Consider the following 11447-nt stretch of genomic DNA (forward strand, 5'->3'; position numbering starts at 1 on the left):
GTGCGTTGAGGAGGTCGGGAAGTGTCGCCAGAGGCGGACGAGCGGTTCGAGGATGGCCGCTTCCCCCTGTCGGCTGCTCAGATGAACATCTACCTCGCTCAGCAGCTGGCACCGGATGTGCCGTTCACCATCGCGCAATACGTCGAGATCCGCGGCGATATCGATCCGTCCGTGCTGATTCGCGCGACGGACATCGCCTGCAGACGGCTCGAATCGCCTGCCGTGCGGATCGGCGTGGACGACGGTCACCCGTACCAGTGGTCGGACTTGCGAGTGCCGTACGCGATGATCTACCGCGATTTCACCGACCGCGACCATCCCATCGACGATGCCCAGCGCTACATGGACGAGCAGTACCGGAAACCGGTGGATCTGGTTCGCGACCAACTGATCGCCTCCGAGATCATCCAGGTGGGCGCGTGCCACTACTACTGGTACAGCCGGGCTCACCACATCGTGATGGACGGCCTCGGCGCAATCTCGGTGCAGGAGCGCACCGCTGCGGTGTACACCGCGTTGATCACGGGCACCGAGATCCCGAAGACCCGCGCCATCGGAGTGCGGGAGATCTACGACTACGAGGCCGCGTACCCCAGTTCCTCCCGCTACGAGACCGACCGCCAGTACTGGCTCGGTCGACTCGACGGCCACCTCGAGGCCCCCAGGCTGGCCGGTAGCCCGAGTGAACCGGCCGCTCCCAGCGGAGTGACGGTCAGCGTCGGTGCTGTCTTGGACGCAGACCTCACCGAAGCCGTTGCAGCAGTGGCACATCGGTGCAACTCCTCCGACGTCCCCGTCGTCCTCGCCACGTTCGCGCTCTATCTCGCGCGCATGACCGACACCGACGACGTCATGCTCAGCTTGCCGGTATCGGGCCGAGCGACCACCAAACTGCGGGAATCGTCCGGCATGATGTCCAACGTCGTGCCGCTGCGTATCGGCGTCGAACGAGGGGTGACCGTCGAGGAACTTCTTCGACGGATTCAGGTGGAACTCACCGGCGCACTTCGTCATCAGCGGTTCCGCGTCGAGGACATGCAGCGTGCTACCGGCGACGGTACCGGCAGTGCCGCTGCCGGACGCGGGGTCTTCGGTCCCACGGTCAACATCATGATGTACAACAGCACAATTCGGCTCGGCGACGTCATCGGCGAATACCGCGTGCTCTCCAGCGGCCCCATCGACGACATGATGGTCAACGTCTACCCCGGTGTCGCAGGCACCAGCACCCGCGTCGACTTCCTCGGTAACCCGGCCCTCTACAGCACCGACGAGCTCGCAGCCCACCACCGACGCTTCCTGGCACTCCTGCGCGAGGTGGTCCACGCCCCCGAGGGACTCGCTGTGTCCGAGCTCGAAGTGCTGGGTGCCGAGGAGAAGGCAGCGTTGCTCGACGCGGATTCCACGGCGACCGTAGCCCCCGCGCTGCTGCCCTCGCTGCTGACGACCGGCACGGTGGTGCGTGCCACCGGAGTCGATCAATCCAGTGACGACTTCACCAGGGTCGCGGAACACATTGCTGCGCAACTCGTCTCGATCGGTGCAGGACCGGAGAAGCGGATTGCCGTCGCCATCGAACGCTCCTACGAATCCTTGCTGGCGTCGTGGTCGGTCTCACTCTCGGGCGCGTCGTTCGTTCCACTCGACCCCACCGAGCCCACCGAACGTCTGGCTGCCGTGCTCGCCGATGCGCACGTGGAATTCGGCATCACGACTCGTGCCGGAGCGCACCACCTTCCGAGCACTGTCCGATGGTTGCTCATCGAGGACCTGCTCGACGCCGACCCGATCGCGTTCACGCCGCCGACCCTGCACGTCGACAACGAGGCCTACGTCATCCACACCTCGGGGTCGACCGGAAAACCCAAGGCCGTCAGCGTCACTCACCGCGGGCTCGCGCAACTCGCGGCCAACGTCGTCGAACGGTATGCCGTCACTCCCGACTCGCGCGTACTGCAGGCGGCGTCGCCGGTCTTCGACGCGTCCATCCAGGAGCTTCTTGCCGCGTTCGCTGCAGGTGCCACCCTGGTGATCGCCCCGGCCGACGTCTACGCCGGTCCCGCCCTCGCCGGCGTGTTGGACCGCGAGAAGATCACGCACCTGATCACCTCGCCCACGGTGCTGGCCACTCTGGACCCGGACGACCTCAGCTCCATCGACGTCTTCGACGTCGGGGGTGAGGAGTGCCCACCCGCGTTGCGGGACAGGTTCGTCTCCGCCGATCGAACGATGCGCAACGCATACGGGCCGACCGAGGCGACGGTGTTGGCCACGCTGTCCGACCCGATGCGCGCCGCCGAACGGGTGACCATCGGCGCGCCGCTGCCGGGTGTGAGGGCGTTGGTGCTCGACGCACACCTGCGGCCCACGCCGTACGGAGGCGTCGGCGAGCTCTATCTCGGTGGGGACGGACTGGCCCGCGGATACAGCGGGCAGCCGGGCGTGACGTCGGCGCGGTTCGTCGCAGACCCCGGGACAGCCGGAGCTCGGTTGTATCGCACGGGAGACATCGTCCGTCGGTCGTTCGACGGGTCCACGATGGAGTACCTCGGCCGCAGTGATCAGCAGATCCAGCTGCACGGGCGTCGTCTCGAACTCGGCGAGGTGGAGTCCGCGGCCACCACGTGTGCGGGAGTGAGCGCGGCCGTGGCCGTCGTGCGCGACAACCGACTCGTTCTGTACGTGACCGGAGGCTCGGCGGAGCTGGACGGTCATCTCCGGAACCGCCTGCCCGCCTGGATGGTTCCCAGCATCGTCGTTGCTTTGGACGCGCTGCCCATGACGGCGAGCGGCAAGGTCGACCGTCGTGCGTTGCCGGCCCCCACCGCATTCGTTAATACCGAATACGTTGCGCCGCACACCGATACCGAGCGCACCGTGGCTGGAGCCTTCGCCGACGTCCTCGGTGTCGAGAAGGTGGGGCGCGAGCACTCGTTCTTCGAGCTCGGCGGCGACTCGCTCAGTGCTACCAGAGTTCTCGCACGCCTCGGTTCCGCCATCTCGTTGACCGTGTTGTTCGCCGACTCCACCGTCCGCGCAGTCGCTGCGGCCATCGACGCGTCCTCTGCTTCCGAGCCGTCACTCGAACTACTCGATACCGTTGTGCCGGGTCGTATCCCGCTGTCGTACGCTCAGCAGCGGCTGTGGTTCCTCAACCAGTTCGATCCCACATCGCCCGCGTACAACATGCCGGTCGCAGTGCGAGTCGGAGCCGGTGACGATCCCGCGACGGTTCTGACGGCTCTGCGCGACGTCATCGAGCGACACGAAGCCCTGCGCACCTACTACCCGGCCGACGACGACGGTCCGCGGCAGGTGGTGCGGCCCACCGATACCGTCCTCGTCGAGGTACTCGAGCGCACTGTCTCCGAGCGGGATCTGGACTCCGCTGTCGCAGCGGTCGCGGCCGAGGGCTTCGATGTCTCGGCCGAGGTACCCATCCGCGCAACGCTTCTGCACGTGCACGAATGCGGCGACACCGTTGTCGTGGTGGTGGTGCACCACATCTCGATGGACGGGTGGTCGGTCGACCCACTCGTACGCGACTTCGCCTTCGCCCACGCCTCTCGGACGGCGGGTCACGCGCCCACCTGGCCGCGTCTGCGCGCCCAGTACGGCCAGTACGCAGTGTGGAACCGGACAGTGGTGGATTCGGTTGCCGCCGAACAGCTCTCGTTCTGGACGTCGGTTCTGGCTGATGCCGACACCGCGGCAGCGGAGCTACCGGCGGACTTCCCCAGGCCTGCGGTGCAATCGATGAGAACGGACGCAGTCCCCTTCGAGATCGGGGCACACCTGCACTCAGGCATTCGTGAGCTGGCCCGATCGACCAACTCGACCACGTTCATGATCGTCCACGCCGCCGTGGCCGCCGCCCTGAGCCGCTTCGGAACCTCTAACCGGGTGGTGGTCGGATCTCCGACCGCAGGGCGAGGACACGAAGCGCTCGACGAGATGGTCGGGATGTTCGTCGGAACCCTGCCTCTTGCAGTCACTGTGGACCCATCGGACAGTTTCACGTCCCTGCTCGATGCAGTCCGCACCGCAGACCTCGATGCCTTCTCGCATACCGACGTCCCGTTCGAGCGCATCGTCGACGCCCTCGCGACCGATCGCTCCCTCGACCGGCATCCGCTGTTCCAGGTGATGTTGGCATTCGACAATGCGCCGCACCGATCGGTCGAGGACCTACCCGTCTCGGTGCTCGAGATACCCACTCGCACCTCGGAATTCGATCTGACGCTCGTGCTTGCGGACGAACAGGGTGATTCGGCGTCGTCGACCGGCCAGATCGAGTACGCGGTGGACCTCTACCAGCGGGCCACAGTCGAACAGTTCGCCTCGGTGGTTCTGGCTTTTTTGAACGCAGCGGTCGCGAATCCGGCTTTTGTCGTCGGTGATCTTGCGCTTGCCGACACGCCGGCTTTGCCGTCGTCGAAGCCCGACGGCACGCTGCTCGATGTATTGGGCGGTGGCACAGCGATGTCCGGTGCTGTCGCAGTCGACGGCCTGGAACCGATGACGTACACCGAGCTCGATTCTCGCTCGAACCGGATCGCCCGGCTGCTCATCGCACACGGCGTCGGACCGGAGACTCTTGTCGCTGTGTCTCTCGAACGCTCGGCCGAGTACATCGTCGCGCTGTGGGCCGTGGTGAAGGCGGGCGGCGCGTTCGTGCCCGTGGACCCGCGCTACCCGGCCGCTCGCCGGGAACAGATGCTGACGCACATCAAGATCGGCTTCGGCGGAGTCGAGTCGACAGTGCACTGGCTCGACGAGACACAGGCCGAGAACTTCAGCGACGTGGCCCTGACCGATGCGGACCGCCTGGCAGCGCTGACACCGACGCACCCCGCCTACGTGATTCACACGTCCGGTTCGACGGGAACCCCCAAGCCGGTGGTGGTGACGCATCAGGGTGTGTATGCGCTTGCGCAGCAGGTCATTCCGCGATATGGCGTGACATCGGGTTCGCGCGTGCTCCATGGCTACTCGGTCAATTTCGACGCCGCTGTGCTCGAACTCGTCCTTGCTTTCGGGGCCGGGGCGACCATGGTGATCGCCTCGCCGGACCTACTCGGCGGGGACGAAATGTCGGCCTTCCTCACTGCGCATCGCGTCACCCACTACCTGTCCACACCCGCGGTGCTCGCCACCGTGCCGCCGACCCCCGGAATCGAGACCGTCGCCGTCGGCGGTGACGTGTTGGGTTCCGCTGTGGTCGAAGACTGGTCGGCCGGGCGGTCGATGCTGAACGCCTACGGTCCCAGTGAAGCGACGGTGGTGGCCACGTTGGCCGAGTCGCTGCGTGCCGGTGAGCCGGTCACCATCGGTCGGCCGCTGGATCATGTGGGAGCGCACGTGCTCGACGACCGACTGCATCCGGTGCCACTCGGAGGCGTCGGGGAGCTCTACCTCGCAGGCTCGGGCGTGGCTCGCGGCTACCACGCGGACCCGGCGTCGACCGCAACGCGCTTCGTCGCGGCACCCGGCGGCACACGGATGTACCGGACCGGTGACCTCGTTCGTCAGCAGCCGTCGGGCATGCTCGATTACCGCGGGCGCCGCGACGACCAGGTCCAGATCAACGGTGTGCGCGTCGAACTGGGGGAGATCGAGAGTGCACTGACGGCGCATCCCGACGTCGGTGGAGTGGTGACAGCGGTGCGTGAGAACAGGATTCACGCCTGGGTGGTGGGACTCGATGGCCAGGACGCTGCCCAGTGGCTGCTGGACAGGCTGCCGTTGTCGATGCAGCCGACCGTCATCACCCGGATCGACGGTATTCCGCTGACCGGCAACGGCAAAGTGGATCTCGCCGCCCTGTACTCGAATGCGCTTCCCGTCGGCGATCCGGCGGCGGCGCGGACGTTGGCGCAGGAGGTGGTGCTCGGAATTTTTGCCGACCTGCTGGGCATCGAGAATCCTGCCGTCGACGACAATTTCTTCGTACTCGGCGGGGACTCCCTCGTCGCGACGCGTGCCGCAACCCGCATCAGCGCGGCGCTCGGTACCCATGTCCCGGTGCGGACCGTCTTCGAATCTCCCACCGCGCAGCAGCTTGCGTCGGCGATCGAGTTGTTGTCCGAGAACTACATTCCGCTTCCCGCTCTGGTCCACGATCCCGACGCGCGGTCGTACCCCGGTCTTGCCCCGGCCGAACGTCGTATCTGGCTGCAGAATCGATACGACCCGACCTCGGCCGCGTACAACATCGCCGTCGAGGTACCGCTTCCGGCGGACCTGGACCTCGATGTTCTGCGCGCCGCGATAGCTGATGTGCTGGAACGGCATACGCCGCTGCGCACGGTGTACCCGTCGACCGCGAACGGTCCCGTCACCGTGGTTCTCGACCCGCAGATCGTGCTGTCGACGTTGGACGATGCCCATGCAGGGCACGATGCTCTGGCCCTGCACGGCTTCGACCTGACCCTCGAAGCACCGCTACGCCTCGGACTGTTGGACCGAGGCGGCGAGCGGGTGCTGTCCGTTGTTGCGCACCACATCGCGGTCGACGGGCTCTCGCTCCGTCCACTGGCGCGAGACGTCGAGATCGCCCTGCTGGCCCGAATGGCCGGATCGACACCGGAATTCGGTCCTCTCGCCGTCGACTACTCGGATTACCGAGTGTGGCAGCGCACTGTGCTCGACGCCGTGGCGTCGGACCAGCTCGAGTTCTGGCTTCGCACCCTGGCCGGCGTGCCGGAGTTCCTCGACCTGCCGACCGGAACCCCTGATCCCTCGGCCGATGCGACGGCCGTGGAGTTCTCCGTCGGCCCGGACACTCTCACGCTGCTGCGTTCGCTCGCGCATCGTGTGGGCGCAACGGTGTTCGTCGTGGTCCACGCCGCGTTGGCCGCCGTCCTCGCAGAAGCCAGTGGTACCCAGGACATCGCCATCGGGACCCCGGTGGGTGGCCGATCCGATCCGGCACTCGATCACCTCGTCGGCATGTTCGTCGGGACCGTCGTACTCAGGACCGAGGTCGATCCGTCGACGACGTTCGAGGACTTCGTCACCGTGGTACGCGATCGGGATCTCGATGCCTTTGCGAACGCGGACGTACCGTTCGAGTGGGTGGTGGACGCGGTGCAACCCACTCGCGCGATCGATACCCACCCGCTGTTCCAGGTGCTCCTCGCCTTCGGTGATACGGCAACTCCGGCAATCGAACTGGGGTCGACGTCGATCGCCCCGCGTCGCGTGGACATCACGGACACGCAGTTCGACCTCGAGGTCCTGGTCGACGAGTCCGATGCAGGACTGATCGGCCATCTCGGGTACTCGCCCGCACGGTTCTCGCGATCGGTGATCCTCGGACTCGCCGAGCGCCTGACCGAGGTGTTTACGATGGTCTCGACGCGGCCGAACATTCGGCTGGGCAGCGCGCAGTTCGGGCACGCCCCGTCGGCTGTCACCTCTCACCGCGACACTGCACCCGGACTGACACTGGCGGCAGTGTTCGAGCAGGCAGTGCAGAGTTGGCCCAACAATGTCGCGGTGATCGAGGGCTCGCGATCGTTGACCTACCGTGAGGTGGATCGACAGTCGAATGCGCTGGCCGACAGACTGATAGACGCAGGTGCTCGGCCAGGGGCTCTGGTTGCGGTTGCCTATGAACGATCTGTCGAGTACCTCGTCGCGATCTGGGCCGTGGCCAAGACCGGAGCGGGGTTCCTGTCCATCGACCCCTCTCAACCCGTGGCCCGGGTGCAGGAGATCCTCGAGCGCGCTGCCCCGGTCACAGGAATCTCGGCAGCCGACTTTCATTCGGTCGGTGACGATTGGATGAGCGTCACCGGCGACGAGCTCGATCGGGTCGATGGTCGCGAGGCACCGCTGAACAGCGTGGCCTACGTCGTGTACACCTCCGGTTCCACCGGGGTGCCCAAGGGCGTGCGGGTGACGCACCGCGGCATCGCGAATCTGGTGCAGAGCCAACGAGATCTCTTCGGGGTGGAGCCGGTATCGCGGGTGCTCCAGTTCGCATCGCCGAGTTTCGATGCGTCGATCTTCGAGACACTGATGGCCGTCGGTGCGGGAGCCAGCACGGTGATCGTTCCACCCGAGGTGCACGGAGGGCGTGAACTCGAAGCGCTCATCGAGCAACACCAGGTGACCCATGCGTGCCTCACACCGACCGTCCTGCAGGTGACCGACGCGGAGGCCGTGCCGTCGCTTCGAGTGATCGTCATGGCAGGCGAGGCCGCCAATTCGGCACTGCTGCAACGATGGTCGCGTCGACGCTCGGTGTTCAACGCCTACGGTCCCACCGAGGGGACCGTCATGAGCACCTGCACCACGGACCAGCGTCAGTGGGGCTTGGCGGTGCCGGTGACCATCGGTGGACCGGTTCGCGGCTTCGACGCCGTGGTACTCGATGCCCGTCTACGCCCGGTGGGCAACAACGTCGTCGGGGAGCTCTACCTGGGCGGGGCCGGCCTCGCCGAAGGGTATCTGGGACAGAGCGGAACGACGGCGAGCAGCTTCGTCGCCGATCCGTTCGGTGACGGTCGGCTCTACCGGACAGGCGATCTGGTGCGCTGGGTGGTTCAGAGCAGCGATCGTGAACTCGAATATCTGGGCCGGGTCGATTCGCAGGTCAAGGTTCGCGGCCATCGCGTCGAGCTGTCCGAGGTGGAAGCGACACTGCTGCGTCACCGAGATGTGCGTCAGGCCAGCGTGATCGGTCGTGGGCAGTCGCTCGCTGCCTACGTGGTGGGCGGCGTCGAACCTCGGGAGGCTCGCGAGTTCTTGGCCAGGACACTGCCGGCGTACATGGTGCCCAGTACCGTCACCGTCGTCGATGAACTGCCGATGACGTTGTCCGGCAAGGTAGATGCGAGCACGTTGCCCGAGCCCTCGATCATGTCGACCGAACGACGTGCCCCGGTCTCCGCGAACGAAGTACTGGTGCATGCCGTGTTCTCCGATGTACTGCAGATGGCCGGTGAGGACATCGGGGTGGACGACAATTTCTTCGATCTCGGTGGGCACTCCCTCTCGGCGGTGCAGGTGATGGATGCGCTGGGGGACCGGCTCGACCGTCGGCTTCCGATCAGTCTGCTGCTGGTGCATCCGACTATTTCGGCCCTGGCAGCGAAACTCGACGCGGGCGAGGACGGTGCGGACGGTGCCTTCGATGTGGTGCTTCCGCTTCGAACTGACGGCGTGGGTGAACCGCTGTTCTGTGTGCACCCGGCCATCGGAATCGCGTGGAGCTACCTCTCGCTGCTCGGGGAGACCGAACGTCCGCTGTACGGGCTTCAGGTGCCCGGTATCGCCGACGGTGACGCTGCGCCGAGTTCCATCGAGGAGTTCGCCGAGAGATATGTGCGCGAGATCCGAGGCGTTCAGGCGCACGGCCCCTACCACCTGCTCGGATGGTCGCTCGGCGGTGTGATCGCGCATGCTGTTGCGACGCAACTGCAGTCGGAAGGTGAGGACGTCGCGCTGTTGGCGCTCGTCGACGCGCAGCTCTCGGCACCGGAGGGTGCCGCAGAGTTCGGCGTCGACGATCTTGCTCGTCAGCTCGGGGTCGAGGGTGACTCGTTCGAGACCATCGTGGATCGATTGCGCGAGAACATAAGTGAACTTGCGTTCCTCACCGTGGATCATCTGCGGCGGATGTATCGTCCCGTCGCGGAGGCTCCCACCTGGGTGGCGTCGTACGCGCCTGCGGTGTTCGCGGGGTCGGTGCACTACTTCGCCGCTCGCGGCTCGCACGGTGCGGAGCAGTGGACGCAGTTCGTGGGCGGGCGGATGTCGGTTCACCGGGTCGATGTGGAACACGAAGACATGCTGGGCGAGATCGGTGCCCGTGCACTAGGCCGAGTGATCGGCACCGATGCTGTGGGGAAAGGTGTGGCGTGATGAGCGAACAATTGGAGCCGTACGTCGATGACGTGCGAGCACACTACGACCTCTCGGACGAGTTCTTCGCACTGTTCCTCGACCCGAGCATGACGTACAGCTGCGCCTACTTCGAGCGTGAGGACATGACGCTGGAGGAGGCGCAGACGGCCAAGATCGACCTCGCCCTCGGCAAGCTCGACTTGAAGCCGGGGATGACGTTGCTCGACATAGGCTGCGGCTGGGGCGCTCTCGCCAAGCGGGCGGTCGAGAAGTACGACGTCAACGTCATCGGTCTGACGTTGAGCAGAAATCAGTACGAGCACGGGCGCACCGTCGTGGCCGACCTGTCGACCGACCGCACCGTCGACATCCGGTTGCAGGGGTGGGAGGAATTCGACGAGCCCGTCGACCGGATCGTCAGTATCGGCGCGTTCGAGCATTTCAGGCGTAACCGGTACTCGGCATTCTTCGCGAAGTGCCGCTCGGTACTGCCCGTCGACGGACGAATGTTGTTGCACACCATCGTCATCACCCCACCCGACCCGGCCTCCGGTGCGGGCGGCCTCACGCGTGAGGATGCGCACTTCTCACGCTTCATTCTGCGCGACATCTTTCCCGGCGGACAGTTGACGCTCGTCAAGGTGATCAAGGCGAAAGCCGCCGACGCCGGATTCGAGTTGCTGCGGGAGCATCCTCTGAGGTTGCACTACGCGAGGACACTCGATACCTGGGCCGAGAAACTGATCGCGTCTCGCGACGAGGCCATTGCCGTGTCCTCGGAGGCGACGTACGAAAAATACGTGCAATACCTCACCGGCTCGTCAGCGCGATTCAAGAGTTCACGCATCGACGTCGTGCAATTCACGCTGGCCGCTGCAGACATACCCGAGAAGTGAGTGTGCGACTGACACTTGACTAACGAGTCAAACTAGTACCCTGGCTAACGGCGAGGGGCATGTCCGCGATTTTTCTCGTCCGCCGGTCCGAATGAGACTGCTTCTGACGTTGGGGATTCCATGCACACAGTTTCTGGGGCACCCAGTTTTGCGGCCGTGTATTTCCTCGCGGCTCTGGCGCTACTCATCCTGTTCCTCGCCGTCGGTGCGAACATGGCAATAGCCGCACCGCTGATCCTGGCTTCGATCGGGATGGGAGTTGCTGTGCTTATTCGGAATCGGATGGTTGGCCGATGACGTGGCGGGCACTATGAAGAATGTCCGGCGCTTTGTTGCCATTGGACTGTTCACTTCCTCGGTTCTGGCATTCATCGCGACGTCCACCGGCACCGCTGTTGCGCCACCCGGGCCGGTCGTCGGCCCCCACTAGTTGCCTCGTCACGGCTGGTGCCTCGATGATCTGGCCGTCGGTTCCCTCCAGAAGTGGAAGTCGACATACGTTATTCGCCCCAAGTGGAGACCGAGCTCACCTGCGGCAGTGCCGGTCGGATCACATCGGCTGTCCAGAACGCCATCTCCGTCACCTATGCCCGCGACTCTGCGGGGTGCATTCAGTCCGAGATCAAGGCGGGCAAGACCGCTGGCGTGTCCCCAGTGAACGGGGCCATCTGGTTTTAGAGTCTTGTTGCCCATGAG

Annotated in this window: 2 protein-coding genes; both read left to right on the plus strand. The window is 65.4% G+C overall.

What is annotated here, in order from left to right; translation table 11 throughout:
• Positions 1-21 precede the first annotated feature (21 nt).
• Positions 22-9873: a non-ribosomal peptide synthetase gene (locus QM615_RS09410; protein WP_283347280.1), complete on the plus strand. Its 9852-nt coding sequence runs from the start codon at positions 22-24 to the stop codon at positions 9871-9873.
• The gene (locus QM615_RS09415) at positions 9873-10751 is read left to right on the plus strand and encodes a cyclopropane mycolic acid synthase family methyltransferase (protein WP_269596751.1); all 879 of its coding nucleotides are present in this window, start codon (positions 9873-9875) and stop codon (positions 10749-10751) included. Before QM615_RS09410 ends, QM615_RS09415 begins: the two co-directional genes overlap by 1 nt.
• Positions 10752-11447: the final 696 nt, after the last annotated feature.

The sequence above is a fragment of the Rhodococcus sp. IEGM 1341 genome, from assembly GCF_030056895.1.
Classification (GTDB): domain Bacteria; phylum Actinomycetota; class Actinomycetes; order Mycobacteriales; family Mycobacteriaceae; genus Rhodococcoides.

Excerpts from the sequence above, each read along its gene's own strand:
- QM615_RS09415 (WP_269596751.1), top strand. The coding sequence starts at position 9,873 with ATGAGCGAACAATTGGAGCCGTACGTCGATGACGTGCGAGCACACTAC.